This is a genomic window from Mesorhizobium sp. BR1-1-13 (genome assembly GCF_020165515.1).
In the GTDB taxonomy this organism is placed as follows: domain Bacteria; phylum Pseudomonadota; class Alphaproteobacteria; order Rhizobiales; family Rhizobiaceae; genus Mesorhizobium.
The window spans coordinates 1-1,470 of record NZ_JAIUIH010000029.1 but is presented as its reverse complement, the minus strand read 5'-3'; the positions used below and the strand labels follow the sequence as shown (position 1 = coordinate 1,470).

2 protein-coding genes and 1 pseudogene are annotated in these 1,470 nt (G+C 64.5%); all 3 read right to left on the bottom strand.

What is annotated here, in order from left to right; translation table 11 throughout:
• On the bottom strand, positions 1–273 hold a 273-nt coding region (locus tag LB533_RS29765), incomplete at its 3' end, for an ATP-binding cassette domain-containing protein (protein ID WP_224678885.1).
• A gap of 68 nt (positions 274–341) precedes the next feature.
• Complete coding sequence (gene cysW / locus LB533_RS29760; RefSeq protein WP_140552357.1) at positions 342–1,226, bottom strand: sulfate ABC transporter permease subunit CysW; 885 nt, start codon at positions 1,224–1,226, stop codon at positions 342–344.
• Positions 1,219–1,470: pseudogene (locus LB533_RS29755) on the bottom strand (ABC transporter permease subunit); the annotation flags it as partial. The pseudogene LB533_RS29755 and the gene cysW, both read right to left, overlap by 8 nt.

Sequence of the window (1,470 nt, the reverse complement as noted above, 5' to 3'; positions counted from 1 at the left end):
GACCGTCATGTGCCGGAACAGCGCGTAGTGCTGGAAGACGAAGCCGACATTGCGCTCCTGGATCGATTTCTGCGAGGCGTCCTCGTCGCCGAAGAAGATCTTGCCGCGCGTCGGCCGCTCCAGCCCGGCAATCAGCCTGAGCAGCGTCGTCTTGCCCGAGCCCGACGGCCCCAGCAACGCGATCAGCTCGCCCGACTTGATGTCGAGCGACACGTCATGGAGCGCGGGAAACCGCTCGAACTCCTTGCGCACATTGGCAACGCGAACTTCCATCAACAGTCCCTTTGTAGTGGCTGCATGGCGTTATCCCAAAACCGGTTCCCACTTTTGGGCGACATGCATCAATGTCCACGCGCCGCGGCGATCTCGGCGCCGTAACGCATCTCGAGAAGTGTCTTCAGGACCAGCGTCACCAGCGCCAGGCCGGCCAGCAGCGAGGCGACGGCAAAGGCGCCGACGGCGTTGTATTCATTGTAGAGGATCTCGACATGCAGCGGCATGGTGTTGGTCAGGCCGCGTATATGGCCCGACACCACCGAGACGGCGCCGAACTCGCCCATGGCGCGCGCATTGCACAAGAGCACGCCGTAAAGCAGCCCCCATTTGACGTTGGGCAGCGTCACATACCAGAAGGCCTGCCAGCCATTGGCGCCAAGCGACAGCGCGGCCTCCTCGTCGCCATTGCCCTGCTCCTGCATCAGCGGGATCAGCTCGCGGGCCACGAAGGGGAAGGTGACGAAGATGGTGGCCAGCACAATGCCGGGCACGGCGAACAGGATGACGATGCCGTGCGCCTTCAGCCAGGCGCCGAGCAGCCCCTGGGCGCCGAACAGAAGCACGTAGACCAGGCCCGAGATGACCGGCGAGACCGAGAACGGCAGGTCGATCAGCGTGGTCAGGAAGGCCTTGCCCTTGAACTCGAACTTGGCGATCGCCCAGGCGGCCGAGATGCCGAAGACGACATTGAGCGGCACCGAGATCGCCGCCACCAGCAGCGTCAGCCGGATCGCCGAGCGCGTGTCGGGATGGGCAAGCGCTTCGGTGTAGGCGCCGACGCCCTTGGCGAAGGCTTCGTTGAAGACGATGATCAGCGGCAACAGCAGGAAGATGCCGAGGAAGGCGAAGGCGATCGCCATCAGCACGGCCTGCGCCGGGCGGCTTTCGGTCACCGCCGCCGAGCGGCTGTCGTGATGCGGCTCGTAGGACTTGATCTCCGGATCAGCCATAGCGCTTGCGGCTCCATGTCTGCGCCAGGTTGACGATGAGCAGCATGAGGAATGACAAGGCCAGCATGATCGCGGCGATGGCGGTCGCCGCCGGGTAATTGTATTCCTCCAGCCGGATGACGATCAGGAGCGGCGCGATCTCGGACTTGTAGGGCAGGTTGCCGGCGATGAAGATGACCGAGCCGTATTCGCCGACGCCGCGCGCGAAGGCCAGCGCGAAACCGGTGACGATGGCCGGCGCCAG